This is a genomic window from Hoeflea sp. (assembly GCF_984452065.1).
In genome coordinates, this window is sequence record NZ_CFHWAF010000109.1 from 1 (window position 1) to 15,022 (window position 15,022).

General features: G+C 61.0%; 12 protein-coding genes and 1 pseudogene. 7 read left to right on the forward strand and 6 right to left on the reverse strand.

What is annotated here, in order from left to right; all coding sequences use genetic code 11:
• Together eno and AC5E6N_RS17985 are read right to left on the reverse strand one after the other, a co-directional pair.
• The coding region (eno, locus tag AC5E6N_RS17980; protein ID WP_491749101.1) for a phosphopyruvate hydratase at nt 1-1,047 on the reverse strand (1,047 nt) is incomplete at its 3' end.
• Between the two features lie 105 nt (nt 1,048-1,152).
• Nucleotides 1,153-2,049, reverse strand: a complete 897-nt coding sequence (locus AC5E6N_RS17985; protein WP_491749102.1) for a VOC family protein — start codon at nt 2,047-2,049, stop codon at nt 1,153-1,155.
• A gap of 277 nt (nt 2,050-2,326) precedes the next feature.
• Between AC5E6N_RS17985 and AC5E6N_RS17990 the strand changes: the two genes are divergently transcribed.
• Nucleotides 2,327-4,186, forward strand: a complete 1,860-nt coding sequence (locus AC5E6N_RS17990) for a 2-oxoacid:acceptor oxidoreductase subunit alpha (protein WP_491749103.1) — start codon at nt 2,327-2,329, stop codon at nt 4,184-4,186.
• Complete coding sequence (locus tag AC5E6N_RS17995) at nt 4,179-5,174, forward strand: 2-oxoacid:ferredoxin oxidoreductase subunit beta (RefSeq protein WP_491749104.1); 996 nt, start codon at nt 4,179-4,181, stop codon at nt 5,172-5,174. Before AC5E6N_RS17990 ends, AC5E6N_RS17995 begins: the two co-directional genes overlap by 8 nt.
• A 1-nt stretch (nt 5,175) precedes the next feature.
• Here AC5E6N_RS17995 and AC5E6N_RS18000 read toward each other — a convergent pair whose 3' ends face one another.
• From AC5E6N_RS18000 to tpiA, 4 genes are all read right to left on the reverse strand, one after another.
• Nucleotides 5,176-5,799, reverse strand: coding sequence for a TetR/AcrR family transcriptional regulator (locus AC5E6N_RS18000; protein WP_491749105.1), 624 nt, complete (start codon nt 5,797-5,799; stop codon nt 5,176-5,178).
• 354 nt (nt 5,800-6,153) lie between these two features.
• Nucleotides 6,154-7,782: a CTP synthase gene (gene pyrG, locus AC5E6N_RS18005; RefSeq protein WP_491749106.1), complete on the reverse strand. Its 1,629-nt coding sequence runs from the start codon at nt 7,780-7,782 to the stop codon at nt 6,154-6,156.
• 165 nt (nt 7,783-7,947) lie between these two features.
• Nucleotides 7,948-8,343, reverse strand: coding sequence for a preprotein translocase subunit SecG (secG, locus tag AC5E6N_RS18010; RefSeq protein ID WP_491688466.1), 396 nt, complete (start codon nt 8,341-8,343; stop codon nt 7,948-7,950).
• Nucleotides 8,344-8,465: 122 nt separating this feature from the next.
• Nucleotides 8,466-9,227, reverse strand: coding sequence for a triose-phosphate isomerase (gene tpiA / locus AC5E6N_RS18015; RefSeq protein ID WP_491749107.1), 762 nt, complete (start codon nt 9,225-9,227; stop codon nt 8,466-8,468).
• Between the two features lie 257 nt (nt 9,228-9,484).
• Here tpiA and AC5E6N_RS18020 point away from each other — a divergent pair.
• The 5 genes and pseudogenes from AC5E6N_RS18020 to AC5E6N_RS18040 all read left to right on the forward strand — a co-directional run.
• Nucleotides 9,485-10,576 (forward strand): annotated as a pseudogene (locus AC5E6N_RS18020) (peptidylprolyl isomerase); the annotation flags it as partial.
• An 829-nt stretch (nt 10,577-11,405) separates the two neighbouring features.
• On the forward strand, nt 11,406-12,437 hold the full coding sequence (gene trpD, locus AC5E6N_RS18025) for an anthranilate phosphoribosyltransferase (protein ID WP_491749108.1): 1,032 nt from the start codon (nt 11,406-11,408) through the stop codon (nt 12,435-12,437).
• 9 nt (nt 12,438-12,446) lie between these two features.
• A complete protein-coding gene (gene trpC, locus AC5E6N_RS18030) occupies nt 12,447-13,244 on the forward strand; it encodes an indole-3-glycerol phosphate synthase TrpC (RefSeq protein WP_491749109.1) in 798 nt (265 codons plus the stop codon).
• An 8-nt stretch (nt 13,245-13,252) separates the two neighbouring features.
• Nucleotides 13,253-13,750 carry a cyclic pyranopterin monophosphate synthase MoaC gene (gene moaC / locus AC5E6N_RS18035; protein ID WP_491749110.1) on the forward strand — a complete coding sequence of 166 codons (498 nt, stop codon included), beginning with the start codon at nt 13,253-13,255 and terminating at the stop codon, nt 13,748-13,750.
• Entirely contained in the window at nt 13,750-14,970 is a 1,221-nt protein-coding gene (locus tag AC5E6N_RS18040) for a molybdopterin molybdotransferase MoeA (protein ID WP_491749111.1), read from the forward strand. The genes moaC and AC5E6N_RS18040 overlap by 1 nt, the downstream gene beginning before the upstream one ends.
• Nucleotides 14,971-15,022 lie beyond the last annotated feature (52 nt).

Below are 15,022 nucleotides of genomic sequence, written 5' to 3' on the forward strand. Positions count from 1 at the left end.
AGCGTCCAGTGTTTCCGTCAGGGAACCGATCTGGTTCACCTTGACCAGAATGGAGTTGGCGACACCCATCTTGATCCCGTCGCGAAGCCGGGCGGAGTTGGTGACGAACAGGTCGTCGCCCACCAATTGGCATGTGTCGCCGACAAGATCGGTCAGCGTTTTCCAGCCGTCCCAGTCATCCTCCGCCATGCCGTCCTCGATCGAGATGATCGGGTACTGACCGACAAGCTCGGCAAGATATTCCGCCATGGCGTCGGGCTCCAGGGTGCGCCCCTCGCCTTCCAGCACATAGTTTCCGTCCTTGAAAAACTCCGTCGAGGCGCAATCGAGCGCCACGAACATATCTTCACCCGGCGCATAACCGGCCTTTTCGATCGATTGCATAATGAAATCGAGCGCAGCCGGTGCGCTTTCCAGCCCGGGGGCAAAGCCGCCCTCGTCGCCGACATTCGTATTGTGCCCCTGTGCCGAAAGCTCTTTCTTCAATGTGTGGAACACTTCCGAACCCATGCGCACCGCATCGCGGATCGAACCGGCGCCGACCGGCATGATCATGAATTCCTGAAAATCAATCGGATTGTCCGCATGTTCGCCACCATTGATGATGTTCATCATCGGGACCGGAAGGACATGGGCGTTCGGGCCGCCGACATAGCGGTAAAGCGGCAGCCCCGCGGCCTCGGCCGCAGCCTTGGCGACCGCAAGCGATACGCCGAGGATCGCGTTGGCTCCAAGCTTGCTCTTGTTGGGCGTGCCGTCGAGATCGATCATGGCCCGGTCGATATGAATCTGGTTTTCCGCGTCGAGGCCGGCCAGGGCTTCGAGAATGGGGCCGTTCACGGCATCAACGGCCTTCTGCACCCCTTTACCCAGATAGCGCTGCCCGCCATCCCTCAATTCCACCGCCTCATGCGCGCCCGTCGAAGCGCCGGAAGGGACCGCCGCCCGCCCGAAAGAGCCGTCTTCGAGGAGAACATCAACTTCAACGGTTGGGTTGCCGCGGCTGTCGAGGATTTCGCGGCCGATAATGTCGACGATTGCAGTCATGTCACTGGTCCTTGTGGAGCGGAGTTGGACGTTCGGCTGCCGTTTTAGGCAAACGGGAAAAAAAGGCAATGACGAAGCGCGCCGCGCCGGGCATTCGACCAGGGCTCAAGCGGCTTCAAACGCGAAGAACGCTCCCTGACCCTCATGCTCGGGCACCACAAGCCTGCCGCCGACAAACGAAAAGGCAATTCCGTTTTGCTTCAGACGCTCCTCCAATGCGCCAAACCGCTCGGTGGCAAAGACAAGACCGCGCAGGCGCAACCCTCTGGCATGGGTCCCGCCCTCGACGCCGAAAAAGGATTTGAGCCCGGTGCCGTTGAGGGCAACGATAGACGCATTGCCCGCAGCGAGTTCGACGCCGAACGAATGGGCATTGACCTCTCTCTGGCCGGCGATTTCCTGCAACAGATATTGAAAGTCACTGGGGTTTTGTTCCGACAGGATCACCTGCCTTGTGGAAACAACGCCGTTTTCGTGCGCCTCAAGCATGGATTTGTCGACATCGGGCGGGTTCTTTCGCTCGCATGTGAAGAAGAAGACATCCGGCGCTCTCAGATCGGCGGCGAACGCCAGTTCGAAACCCGCCATGTCGCGCTTTCCGTCGGGCGTCTCGAACGGTCTTGAAAATTCGAGATTGAGACCGGTGCTGATACCGGCACGCAGAAACTGTCGGCGGTCCTCCTCGGCATTTTGCGTTCCCATCACAAGCGCCGAGCAGCCCTCCTCTCCGCGCCGGAAGCGGTAAGCCTGGTCGCGCGCCACAAACATGTTTCCGTCGAGCGCGGAGCGTTCGCACAGCTCGCGCTGGGCGACGGCCAACGGCTCCAGGAAGGTTCCATCACCAAAAAACACGCAGGCATTGGCCGTGCCGAAGGGATGATGTGCCTTCGGGGCCACCGTAAAACCCAATGCGTTCAAGCGTTGCCGCGCATTTTTCAGATCCGCTGTCGGCAGCACCACATGGTCCACCGGGCGTGGTCCCTCGACGTCCAAATCAGTCATTGAAAGTTCCCATTCGAAAGCCGTTAAACGATATCGGTTGCTGTATTTGCAGGAGCAACGGCGTGCGAACCGGTCGCGGCGCCAACGTCCACCATATCCGAGGAACGCAGCGCTTGGAATTGGATTCGCACGCGCCTGCGCTAGATATCGGCGGGCGCGCCCGCAGAATATGCTGCGATGTTTTTGACAATATAAAAGTGGGTGGCGCTGCGCTATAAACTGGGCGTACGCGAAAGGGATCATCTCAACCACCGATGCCGGACGAACGGATCAGAAGATGAATATTGCGAGCAGTAAGGAATCGGGGGAGCAGCCGACGGCGGAGACGGTGGTTGTACGCCTTGCAGGCGATTCCGGAGGCGGCATTCAGGTGATCGGTTCCCAGCTTGGTCTCGCCAGCGCAATGGCGGAAAACGATCTTGGCACATTCCCTGAATATCCCTCGGAGGTGCGGGCGCCGGTCGGAACGACCTACGGGGTGTCGGCCTACCAGGTGCACTTCGGCGGAAGGCCTATCAAGACCATAGGCGATGCAGCCGATATGCTGGTGGCTCTCAACCCGGCTGCGCTGAAAACCAATCTCGACACGTTGAAGAAGGGCGGCGTCGTGCTGATCGACGCCGGAGCCTTTACGGCCCGCAACATCGAAAAAGCCGGATACGAAACGTCTCCGCTCGATGACGGCACGCTGAACGATTACCGGCTCATGGAGCCGGATATCTCCAAGCTGACCCTGGAGGCCGTTGCCGATACCGGTCTGAACCGGAAAACCTCGTTGCGGTGCAAGAATTTCTGGGCGCTCGGCCTGGTCTATTGGCTGTATGGGCGTGACAGGACGCCGACCATCGAATGGCTTGAACGGAAATTCGCGTCAAACCCGGATATTGCCGGCGCCAACATTGCCGCCTTGAATGCGGGCCATGTGTATGGCGAGACAATGGAAGCGAGCGCCACCACCGTCGCCAGAATGGATCAGCCGCCCGGCACATACGCCTTTGTGACCGGTTATGAAGCGCTGGCCTGGGGGCTGGCGGCGGCGGCCGAACTTTCGGACCGCCAGCTTGTCTTCGCCTCCTATCCCATCACCCCGGCCTCGCCGCTGTTGCACACGCTGGCGAAGCTCTCGGATATCGGCATCAGGACATTCCAGGCGGAGGACGAAATTGCCGCGATCTGTGCGGCAATCGGGGTCTCCTTTGCCGGCGGTCTCGGCGTGACGTCAAGTTCGGGCCCGGGCATGGCGCTCAAGCAGGAAGCGATGGGCCTTGCCGTATCGGCCGAACTGCCGCTGATTATCGTCAACACCCAGCGGGCCGGTCCGTCGACCGGCATGCCCACCAAGACCGAGCAATCCGATCTCAATCAGGCGCTCTATGGCAGGCACGGCGAAAGCCCCCTCGCCGTGCTTGCCGCCGGAACGCCCGCCGAATGTTTCGACATGGCCATCGACGCGGCGCGGATCGCCCTGACCTATATGACGCCGGTCATTTTGCTGTCCGACGGCTTCGTGGCGAATTCGTCGAGCCCATGGGCATTGCCGCATCTCGCCAGCCTCGCCAGGATCGACGTCAAGAACCACACCGATGCGGACAACTTCAATCCCTATCGGCGCGATCCGCAGACGCTGGCGCGCGTCTGGGCGGTGCCGGGCACACCCGGCTGCGAACACCGTATCGGCGGCATCGAAAAGGATTACGCAACCGGCCACATCTCCTATGAACCGGCCAATCACCAGAAAATGACGAATATCCGCGCCGACCGCATAGACGGGATCGCAAAGTCGATCCCGCCGCTCGAACCCGATCAGGGGGAAGCCGGCGGCGATTTGGCCGTTGTCGGCTGGGGATCGACCTACGGTCCGATATCGCGGGCCGTGTCCAATCTGCGCTCACGCGGGCTTGGCGTCTCGCATATCCATCTGACGCATATCAGACCCTTCGCGCCCAATCAGAACGAGCTCCTGAACGGCTTCAAGCAGATCCTCGTCCCGGAGATGAATTCCGGGCAGCTCGTCAATCTCCTGAAAGCGGAAGGGTTCCCCGACGCGCAAAAACTGAGCAAGATGACAGGCAGACCCTTTCAGGTGAAGGAAATCGAAGACGCGATCCTTTCCAGGCTGGAGGCAACCCATGAATGAACAGGTAACCACGGCGAAGTTGACCCCGGCGGATTTTACCACCGACCAGGAGGTGCGCTGGTGTCCGGGCTGTGGAGACTACGCCATTCTCAAGGCCGTGCGAGCGGTGCTCGCGGCGGTTGGCGCCCGCCGTGAGAACACCGTCTTCGTTTCAGGCATCGGCTGTTCCTCGCGGTTTCCCTATTACATCGACACTTACGGCTTTCACACAATCCACGGGCGTGCGCCGGCGATTGCCACCGGCATGCTGCTTGCAAATCCGGACCTCGACGTGTGGATCGTAACAGGCGACGGCGACGGGCTGTCGATCGGCGGCAATCACCTGCTCCATGTCCTGCGCCGCAATCTCAATTGTCAAATCCTGCTGTTCAACAACGAGACTTACGGACTGACAAAGGGGCAGTATTCGCCGACCTCGCACATGGCAACGCGCTCCCCTTCCTCCCCAAGCGGCAGCGTCGACAGCCCGGTCGATCCGGCGAGCTTCGCGCTCGGCTGCGGAGCACGGTTTGTGGCGCGCGGTGTGGACACGCAGATAAAACAGCTGACGGAGGTCCTTAAGGCCGCCTACCACCACAAAGGTGCATCCTTTGTCGAGATCTATCAGAACTGTATCGTCTTCAACGAGGGCGTCTTTGAAGATTTCACGGCGAAGAGCAATATCGCCGACAATCAGCTTCAACTTGAAAACGGCGCCCCTCTGTTGTTTGGACAGGACAAGGCGCGCGGCGTGGCGTTCGACCCCTCTTCGCTGGGCCTTACGACAGTCGACGCATCTTCCGGTGATGCGGATATTCTGACTCACGATCCGGCCAACTACAATCTGGCCTCGGCGCTCGCCCGCTTCGCAAATCCGGACAACCCGGTCGCAACCGGCGTGCTTTACGACAATCCGGCTCCTGTCTACACCGGCCATCCGGTGAGCAGCGGCAAACGCTCCCTGGAGGATGTGTTGCGGCGCGGTTTCAGCTGGCAGGTGGGCAGCTGACTCACTGCTTTGCCAAGTCGATCGCGCGCATAATGATGACTTCGCAAAGAGCGACCATTTCGGCCTGCAGCCGCTTTTGCACGACCGGATCCTTTTCAAGCAGGACGCGGTCGGTGAGCGGCGCCATGATGCCGACGGCCGTTTTGCGCGCCACCTCCATATCGCCGTCGCTGATATCAGGTGTCTCAGAACGAATAATGGCGGCTATGAGGTCGCCCGTGAACTCATCGACGGTGGCCTCGTTGACGCCGGGCGGTTTGTTGACCGATGAGAATTTCAGCAATTGAAGGTAACCGGGCTGTGCCTTGGCGCTCTCGATATAAATTCCGATCAGCTTTTCGACGGGATTGTCGACCGGGTTCGACAAAACCGCGAACACTTCCTTTGCCAGGTGCTGCGCCAATCGCTCGAACATTCGTTCTTCCGCGGCGATCAGCAACTCGGTCCGGTTGCCGAAATACTGATAGATCGTGCCGACGGCATAACCCGTGCGTTCGGCCACCTGCGTCGTTGTCAGGGCTTCAAGGCTTTGCTCGGTGACCAGCGTTTCCACCGCATTGAGAATAGTGTCGACTTTCTCCCGGGAACGCTTCTGCCGGGGCTTTCGTCGTTTTTCATTGTTCATTGGGCTACAGGCCACTCCAGATACGTAAAGCTTCAAAAATGTGAGAAAAATTCATATTTATTGTCACAAACCATATTCGTATGATATGACCATACACGATTGTTTCCTGGGGAGGAGCAGATAGTGAGCAGCATCGGCGTTGTTCTTCAAAGTGTGCCGCTCCCATGTGTCTTCTCAGCCGCAGTGCTCGTCTGACGGATCGCGCGGCTTCTTACCGGGTAAGGCGGTCAGGGAACCCAAACGAATACGGCCGCCCTCTCGTTCGGGGATCAAAAGGCCGGGGGCACAGACTTTGAATGAAGCGTCTGCCGGCGTCGGACCCACGATGCCGCGCGCAGCAATCCCGAAGTTGCTTTAGACGAGGCGCGACTGCTCGAGCGCCGCCTCGATGAAGGACGCAAACAGTGGATGCGGATCGAGCGGACGCGATTTGAGCTCCGGATGATACTGCACTCCAATGAACCAGGGATGATCGGGATATTCGATCGTTTCCGGCAGGATACCGTCCGGCGACATGCCTGAGAATATGAGTCCGTGCTTCTCCAGAGCCTTCATGTAATCGTGGTTGACCTCGTAACGGTGCCTGTGCCGCTCCGAAATCTCGGTCGAACCATAAATGCGGGCAATATGCGTGCCCTCTTTCAGATGCGCCTTGTAAGCGCCGAGGCGCATGGTGCCGCCGAGATCTCCGGATTTCGAACGTTTTTCCAGCATGTTGCCGCGCAGCCATTCCGTCATAAGGCCGACGACCGGTTCGGATGTGTCGCCGAACTCCGTCGATGACGCGGCCTCGACACCGGCGAGAGAACGCGCCGCCTCCAGGACGGCCATTTGCATACCGAAGCAGATCCCGAAATACGGAACCTTGCGTTCGCGGGCAAAGCGGGCGGCCAGTATCTTGCCTTCCGCGCCGCGCTCCCCGAAGCCTCCGGGAACGAGAATGCCGTGCACCTTTTCCAGCCAGGGCGCCGGCTCCTCCTTTTCGAAGATCTCCGATTCGATCCACTCGAGATTGACCTTCACGCGATTTGCGATACCGCCGTGGTGCAAAGCCTCGGTCAATGACTTATAGGCATCTTTCAGGCCGGTATATTTGCCGACAATGGCGATCGTGACCTCGCCCTCGGGCGTGCGGATGCGGTCGGCAACCTCTTCCCACCGTTCCATGCGCGGCGCCGGAGCGGGTTCGATACCGAACGCCGCCAGCACCTCATCGTCCAGACCTTCACGGTGATAGGAAATCGGAACGTCATAGATATTGTCGACATCGAGCGCCTGTATCACCGCCGAGGCGCGCACGTTGCAAAACAAGGAGAGCTTTCGCCGTTCCTCTTCGGGGATCGGCCGATCCGCGCGCACCAGCAACACATCGGGTGCAATCCCGATCGACTGAAGTTCCTTGACCGAGTGTTGCGTCGGCTTCGTCTTCAACTCGCCGGCGGCCGGTATCCACGGCATCAGCGTGAGGTGAATGTAGATCGCGTTTCCGCGCGGCAGATCGTTGCCGAGCTGACGGATCGCCTCAAGGAACGGCATTGCCTCTATGTCGCCGACCGTGCCGCCGATCTCGCAGAGAACAAAATCGTAATCGTCATTGCCGTCGAGGACGAAGTCCTTGATTTCGTTGGTCACGTGCGGAATGACCTGAACGGTGGCGCCCAGATAGTCGCCCCGCCTCTCCTTGTCGATAATGTTCTTGTAGATGCGCCCGGTCGTGATGTTGTCCGCCTGAACGGCGGACCGACCGGTAAAACGCTCATAATGCCCCAGATCAAGGTCGGTTTCCGCGCCGTCGTCGGTGACAAAAACCTCACCGTGCTGATAGGGGCTCATCGTGCCGGGGTCGACATTGAGATAAGGGTCGAGCTTGCGCAGCCTGACGCTGTAGCCACGGGCCTGCAGCAGCGCGCCGAGCGCCGCGGCGGCAATGCCCTTACCCAATGAGGAAACCACGCCGCCTGTGATGAATACATATCGCGCCATGGGCTTATTCCGTTACCGCTTCGTGACTGATTCCGCCAGCCCCAAAAAAGCAGCTGGCACATTTTTCGACACAAATGTGCGTCCTTGCAACGATATGCCCGCGGAGCCGCACACTAAAAAACCGGCGGCATCCTCATGCCGCCGGCTCCGCTTTGATAAACCGATCTACTGTCCCGTCGGGATCTGACTGCCGCTCCCCGACGATTCCGGCTGGGGTATGTCGGAAGAGCCGCTCTCATCGCCGGAGGAACCGGGCGAGCCGCCGATCTGGTCCAATATGGACTGGCCGCCGCTCGGCGCAGACTGCTCGATCCTGTCGAGGATATCCGTCGGCTGCGCCTCGTAGCGGGCGTAGATGCCCAATGCGATGGACGTCGCAAAAAAGGCCGCAGCCAGGATGCCGGTTGTCCGCGTCAGGGCGTCGGCCGCACCGCGTGCCGACATAAGCCCGCCGGAACCGCCGCCGATTCCAAGAGCGCCGCCTTCCGAGCGCTGCAGCAGCACAACGCCGACAAGCGCGACCACAATCATGAGATGGATAACGATTAAGACCGTTTGCATGGATCACTTTTCCTGCCACTTGGGCAATTTGCAAAATTCGCGGCTGTTTACACGAGGCGGGCCGTCTTTCCAACCCCATAACGCCGTTTTGAGCGCGGCATTTACGCCGCCGCCGAGATCGTTCACGGCTTGTATGACTCACAGATGGCAAGGAAGTCCGCCGCTTTCAAGCTTGCCCCGCCGACAAGGGCTCCGTCGACATTGCGAACGGCCATCAATTCCGCGGCATTGGATGGTTTGACGGACCCGCCGTAAAGCAGTCTCATCGCCGCGCCTCCGGCGCCGAAGCGGTCCTCGAGCAGCCGCCGCATGAACGCGTGCGCCTCCTCGACATCGGACACGGTCGGTGTCACGCCGGTCCCGATCGCCCAGACCGGTTCGTAGGCAATCACCGTATTGGCGGCCGCGGAATTGTCCGGAACCGAACCGTCGAGTTGCTCGCGGACAATCTCGAGCGTGCGTCCCTCATCCCGCTCCTGCTTGGTTTCACCGACACACACAATGGCGACAAGCCCCTGTCCGTGAACCGCTTCGGCCTTCCGCCGGACCGTCTCGCTGGTTTCGCCGTGGTCGGTCCGCCTTTCCGAGTGACCGACAATAATATGCGTGGCCGCCGCATCTGCCAGCATGGCCGCCGAGATGTCGCCGGTATGTGCGCCCGATTCCGCCGGATGGCAGTCCTGCGCCCCGATTGCCAGACCGGTGTCCTGAACCGCCGCGGCGGCAAGGTAGGTGAGTGTCGCCGGCGGGCAGATCAGCGTGTCCACCCTGTCGCGGAGCTCTTCATCCAAGGCGCTTGCGACCGTCGTAATCTCGGAGATCCAGTCACGCGTGCCGTTCATTTTCCAGTTCCCCGCGACCAGGGGTTTGATATCGGGCGTCATTGGCATCTCCTGCGGGTCAGGCGGATCCTCGCCGAACGGGGCACGGGACCGCCATGGTCAAGGACCGGTTTGTTCGCGATGGACCTAACAAATCTTCAGAATAAATCAATCGCGTACGTGCCTGGAGATCACGCCGATTTGCAGTTTCCCGGCAGCTTTTGCGCCTTGCGGCTGACGCAATGGATGCGTAAAACACCCGGCATTGTCGAACGATATCGAGCGTGGCCGCCGGCCCGTTTCGAAAACACGGAGTTTTTATGCTCGACGCACTTCGCAACAGCGCCAAATCCTGGGTCGTCAAGATCTTTCTGCTGATACTCGTTCTATCCTTCGGCGTCTGGGGCATCAGCGGTACGGTTTTCCAGGGCACCGGAAACGCGGTGGTCACCGTCGGCGAGACACGGGTCACACCGCTTGACTTCCGCCTGGCCTACGACCGGCAGCTCGCCGCGTTGTCCCGTCAGTTCGGCACACGTCTGACAACGGAGCAGGCCCGTTCGATGGGTGTTGAGAACCAGATCCTGGTGCAGGTGGCCATGAACGCGGCACTGGATGAACAGTCGCGCCGCATGAATCTCGGGCTCTCCGAGGACCGGCTGGCAAACCTGATTGCCGAGGACCCGGCATTTCAGGGCATTGACGGCCGTTTTGACCGCGCGACGTTCGCAGCACTGTTGCGCAATGTCGGAATGACGGAGGAGGACTATATTGTCAGCCAGGAAAATGCCGCCATCCGGTCACAGATTGTCGAAGCGATTTCAGACGGTTACGAAGCGCCATCGACATTGCTGCGCGCCATCAGCCGGTACGATAACGAAGCACGGACCATCGACTATATTCTCCTGAACTCCGATGCGGTCGACGCGGTTGCCGATCCGACGAACGAGCAAATCCAAAGCTACTTCGAGGAAAACAAAACCGTTTACCGCGCACCGGAATACCGCAAAATAGCCTATGTGCCGCTTCGGGCCAGCGACATCGCCGATCCCTCGACAATCGCCGACGAAACCGTGCGTTCCGATTATGAAACGTATATCGATCGCTATCGCACGCCGGAGACACGAACGATCCAGCAACTGTCATTCCCGGACGATGAAGCGGCGCAGGCGGCTGCCCGGGAGCTTGCCGGCGGAAAACCGTTTGAAGACCTTGTCCAGGAACAAGGCGCGAGCATCAGCGACATCACCCTTGGCACATTCGAACGCGACACCCTTCCCGACCAGTCAATCGCCGAGGCGACCTTTGCCATCGGCGAGGAAGGCGGCACCAGCGGTGTGATCGACGGCGCATTCGGTCCGGTCATCATCCGGGTAACGGAAATCACACCCGTGGCCACCCGCAGTTTCGACGAGGTCAAGGAAGACATTCGCAACGATCTGGCGCTCGGCGAAGCCGAAGCGATCCTGTTCGACGTCCACGACGCCTATGAGGATCTGAGAGCCGGCGGCGACACGTTGGAAGAGGCTGCCAGGAAACAGCGTCTGACCCCGGTTGTCGTTGACGCCGTGGACCGCTCGGCGCGTGCGCCGGACGGGACGGTGCTTCGTGACCTGCCTGAATCGCGCGATTTGCTCGCCCAGGCATTCGATACGGAAATCGGCATTGACGTCGCCCCGCTGAACTTCGGCAACGATGGCTTCCTCTGGTTCGAGGTGCAGGACATCATGCCCGCCCGCGACCGCACGCTCGATGAGGTGCGGGACCGCGTGATTGCGGACTGGAAACGCGAGCAGACAGACCAGGCTCTGGGCAAACTGGCGGCACAATTGCAGAAGCAGGTCGAGGATGGCGAGGAGATTTCAGCGGTCGCCGCCGATCGCGGGCTGGTAACGAACACCAAATACGATCTGAAACGCAGCGACGAGGATGCGGTGCTCGGTCCGGCGGCCATCGCGGCCGCTTTTGGCGGACCGGACGGGTTCGTGGCCGTTGCGGACGATGCGGGCGGCGCGTCAAAGGTTGTGATGAAGGTCTCGTCCGTATCGGAACCGACGTCGAGCGGCACCGGAGACCTTCCGCCGCAGGTCATGCAGGCCGTATCCGAGCGTATGGGCGACGACATGCTGACACAGGCGATCGCGCAAATGCAGACGGAGTTCGGTGTCTCCTACAACCAGGCGGCCGCCGAGCTGGCATTGTCGCCCGGCCACTGATGCGCGCCGGCGCGGAGACAGGACGATGACCGAACTCAAGGATTATATCGCGATCGCCGCCAGCGGCCGCCATTTGACCCGCCGGCAGGCCGAGGAAGCCTTCGGCATCATGATGTCGGGAGAAGCGACCGCCGCCCAGATCGGCGGTTTTCTGATGGCCTTGCGGGTCCGCGGCGAGAGCGTCGCCGAAATTACCGGCGCTGTCTCGATCATGCGGGACAAGATGCTGCGGGTCGAAGCGCCCGATCATGCCATCGACATCGTCGGCACCGGAGGAGACGCCTCGGGCTCGTACAATGTTTCCACATGCGCCGCGCTGGTGGCGGCAGGCGCCGGGCTGACCGTCGCCAAACACGGCAACAGGGCGCTGACCTCAAAGTCCGGCGCTGCCGACTCCTTGATGGCGCTGGGCGTGCAGCTCGATTTGAAACCCGGCGGAATAGAAGCCTGCATCAACGACGCCGGCATCGGTTTCATGTTCGCACCGGCGCATCACTCGGCCATGCGCCATGTCGGTCCGGCACGGGTGGAGCTTGGAACCCGGACGATATTCAATCTGCTCGGACCGCTCTCCAACCCGGCAAGTGTCAAGCGGCAACTACTCGGCGTATTCGATCCACGCTGGTTGCAGCCGCTCGCCGAAGTGCTGCGCGAACTCGGATCCGAGACCATCTGGGTGGTGCATGGCGACGGTCTCGACGAAATGACAACGACCGGCGTCACACAGATTGCCGCCCTCGAAAACGGCACGATAAGACAGTTTGAAATCACGCCGGAGGAATTCGGCCTCGAACGGGTGTCGATGGACAAGCTGAAGGGCGGAGACGCACAGCACAATGCGCGTGCGCTTCTTGAGGTACTCGAAGGCGCCAAAGGTCCTTACAGGGATATTGTATTGCTGAATACGGCCGCGTCCCTGGTGATCGGCGGACTGGCTGAAGACATGCCGGAAGGTCTTGAGAAGGCAGCCAGTTCAATCGACGAGGGAGCGGCCAAAGCCGCCCTCGACAGGCTGATCCAAACCTCCGAGGCGCACGCCGAGGAACCGGACGAATAGCCGCCTGATATGACCGACATTCTGCAAAAGATCGAGCATTACAAGCGACAGGAAATCGCCGCCGCAAAGGCGGCGATCCCCATGTCGCAACTGGAGGCGACGATCGGCCGGATCGGACCGCCGCGCGGGTTCCTCGCCGCGCTGGAACGCAGAGCGCACAGCGGCGGGTTCGGACTCGTCGCCGAAATCAAGAAGGCAAGTCCGTCAAAAGGGCTGATACGGGCCGATTTCGACCCGGCAGCGCTGGCCCGTTCCTACGAGGCCGGCGGCGCGGCATGCCTTTCGGTCCTGACCGACGCACCATCCTTTCAAGGCGCGCCCGAGTTTCTGACGGCGGCTCGGGATGCTTGCCGACTTCCTGCCCTGCGCAAGGACTTCATGTTCGAGCCCTATCAGGTCTACGAAGCACGATCCTGGGGAGCCGACGCAATCCTGATCATCATGGCCTCGCTGAGCGACGAGGAGGCCCGGGAACTCGAGGATACAGCCTTTGAACTCGGTATGGACGCGCTCATCGAAGTGCACAATGAAGAAGAAATGGAGCGTGCCTTGCGGCTTCGCTCACGTCTCGTCGGCGTCAACAACCGCAATCTGAGGACCTTCGAGGTCAACCTGGAGACAAGCGAGCGCCTCGCCGGCATGGTTCCGCGGGACCGCCTTCTTGTCGGCGAGAGCGGCATTTTTACCCATCAGGATTGCGTTCGTCTTTCGCAATCGGGCATCACGTCCTTCCTGGTCGGCGAAAGCCTGATGCGCCAGGACGATGTCGAGGACGCCACCCGCAGGCTCCTGTCCGGAGCGCAATGAGAGATCCCATGCCCGCTGACCACAAGCTGACCCATATCGGAGAGGACGGAGCCGCCAACATGGTCGATGTCGGCGGCAAGGACGACACCGCCCGCCAGGCGATTGCGGAAGGCTTTGTCCGCATGGCTCCCGAAACCCTGGCCTTGATCCGCGACGGTGACGCCAGGAAGGGCGACGTGATCGGCGTCGCGCGCCTTGCCGGCATCATGGCCGCGAAGAAAACGTCGGACCTGATCCCCCTGTGCCATCCGCTTATGCTCAACAAGGTTTCGGTCGAGATCGGGGAAGCGCCGGAACTGCCGGGGCTGCGTGTCGAGGCAATGGCGAGACTGTCCGGCAAGACGGGCGTCGAAATGGAAGCCCTGACCGCTGTCTCCGTCGCGTGCCTGACGATTTACGACATGGCGAAAGCCGCCGACAGGGCAATGGAAATCACCGGCATCAGACTGCTGTCGAAGTCCGGCGGAAAATCCGGTGCATGGCAGCGCGAAGCGAAAGGCGACTGATGTCCCTGGTTCCGGTTGAAGAGGCGCGGACGCGCATCCTGGGAGACATCACACCGATAACCGACGTGGAGAGCGAACCGCTTGCCCGGGCAATCGGCCGTCAGCTTGCGGCGGACCTTCGCGCATCCCGGTCCCAGCCCCCCTTCCCCGCATCGGCCATGGACGGCTACGCCGTACGCGCGGCGGATGTGGCAGCGGCGCCGGTCACCTTGGCCGTCATTGGTGAAGCGCCAGCCGGCCACGGGTTTTCAGGCGCGGTCGGACAAGGCGAAGCCGTACGCATCTTCACCGGCGCACCGGTTCCCACGGGCGCCGACACCATCGTCATTCAGGAAAACACCGAAAGGCTGGACGACCGCACGGTCCGGGTGGACCAGTCCGTCCCTCAAGACACATATGTCCGTCCCGAGGGCCTGGACTTTTTGGCGGGCGACACGGTCCTGCACGCCGGCCAGACGCTCGATGCCGGGCGCATAACGGTGGCGGCGGCGATGAACTGTCCTGAACTTGAGGTCAGACGACGGCCGCATGTGGCGATCCTGGCGACGGGAGATGAACTGGTGCCGCCGGGCGACACGCCGGGCGCTGATCAGATCATTGCCTCCAACGGTTTTGGCGTGCGGGCAATCGCAGAAGCCGATGGCGCCGTCGTCACCGACCTCGGTATTGCCACGGACCGTCAGGAGATCATCAAGGCGGCCATTCAGCGCGCGCTGGACATCAAGGCGGATGTGCTGATCACATTGGGCGGCGCGTCGGTCGGCGAGCATGACCTCGTTCAGACCGCTCTTGTCGCGCGCGGCATGAAACTGGATTTCTGGCGCATCGCCATGCGTCCGGGCAAGCCGCTTATGTCCGGACGGCTTGATGGCTTGCACGTGCTTGGATTGCCCGGCAACCCGGTCTCGAGCCTCGTCTGCAGCCATCTGTTCCTGCGCCCGCTGATCGCGCGCCTGTCGGGTCTTGATGAATACGATCCGCACACACATGCGGTTCTCGGAAGCGATGTCGGCAGCAATGACCAGCGGCAGGATTACCTGAGGGCAAAACTCGAGCGCGATGCCGATGGCGGGCTCGTTGCAACGCCGTTCGACCGGCAGGATTCGTCCATGACCCGCGTCTTTGCCGAATCCGACTGCCTGATCATCCGGCCACCGCATGCGGACGCCGCAAAGCGTGGCGATGCGTGCCGCATCGTGCAACTGCGGGAACCGGCCTAGAGCGAGTTGTGATTGGATTGAAGCATTTGATGGCGGAAAATCGGTTCACTCG

What these genes read in the sequence shown, in the direction of transcription:
- AC5E6N_RS17985 (WP_491749102.1), bottom strand. Translation starts at nt 2,049, where the DNA reads ATGACTGATTTGGACGTCGAGGGACCACGCCCGGTGGACCATGTGGTG.
- AC5E6N_RS17990 (WP_491749103.1), top strand. Translation starts at nt 2,327, where the DNA reads ATGAATATTGCGAGCAGTAAGGAATCGGGGGAGCAGCCGACGGCGGAG.
- AC5E6N_RS17995 (WP_491749104.1), top strand. Translation starts at nt 4,179, where the DNA reads ATGAATGAACAGGTAACCACGGCGAAGTTGACCCCGGCGGATTTTACC.
- AC5E6N_RS18000 (WP_491749105.1), bottom strand. Translation starts at nt 5,799, where the DNA reads ATGAACAATGAAAAACGACGAAAGCCCCGGCAGAAGCGTTCCCGGGAG.
- pyrG (WP_491749106.1), bottom strand. Translation starts at nt 7,782, where the DNA reads ATGGCGCGATATGTATTCATCACAGGCGGCGTGGTTTCCTCATTGGGT.
- secG (WP_491688466.1), bottom strand. Translation starts at nt 8,343, where the DNA reads ATGCAAACGGTCTTAATCGTTATCCATCTCATGATTGTGGTCGCGCTT.
- tpiA (WP_491749107.1), bottom strand. Translation starts at nt 9,227, where the DNA reads ATGACGCCCGATATCAAACCCCTGGTCGCGGGGAACTGGAAAATGAAC.
- trpD (WP_491749108.1), top strand. Translation starts at nt 11,406, where the DNA reads ATGACCGAACTCAAGGATTATATCGCGATCGCCGCCAGCGGCCGCCAT.
- trpC (WP_491749109.1), top strand. Translation starts at nt 12,447, where the DNA reads ATGACCGACATTCTGCAAAAGATCGAGCATTACAAGCGACAGGAAATC.
- moaC (WP_491749110.1), top strand. Translation starts at nt 13,253, where the DNA reads ATGCCCGCTGACCACAAGCTGACCCATATCGGAGAGGACGGAGCCGCC.
- AC5E6N_RS18040 (WP_491749111.1), top strand. Translation starts at nt 13,750, where the DNA reads ATGTCCCTGGTTCCGGTTGAAGAGGCGCGGACGCGCATCCTGGGAGAC.